We start from the raw sequence: 305 nt of genomic DNA on the forward strand, positions 1-305 counted from the left end.
GTAATATCCATACCGCGTACACGGTCTACTTTATCGTAATCGATTTCTGGGAAGATGATTTGTTCACGTACGCCCATGCTGTAGTTGCCACGTCCATCAAAAGACTTAGCACTTACGCCACGGAAGTCGCGAATACGTGGGATAGCGATTGATACCAAACGCTCAAAAAAGTCCCACATACGTTCGCCACGTAGGGTTACTTTACAACCAATCGGGTAGCCTTCACGCACTTTAAAGCCAGCAACAGATTTGCGTGCTTTAGTGATTAAAGGTTTCTGACCAGAGATTGCTGCTAGATCCGCTAC

At 46.2% G+C, this 305-nt stretch carries 1 protein-coding gene; it reads right to left on the minus strand.

The window, feature by feature from the left end; all coding sequences use genetic code 11:
- Window positions 1–305, minus strand: a 305-nt coding sequence (gene rplE / locus AAEY83_RS13755) for a 50S ribosomal protein L5 (RefSeq protein ID WP_351059658.1), incomplete at both ends; no start/stop codon positions are given.

The sequence above is a fragment of the Psychrobacter sp. TB20-MNA-CIBAN-0197 genome, from assembly GCF_040309765.1.
Taxonomy (GTDB): Bacteria; Pseudomonadota; Gammaproteobacteria; order Pseudomonadales; family Moraxellaceae; genus Psychrobacter; species Psychrobacter submarinus.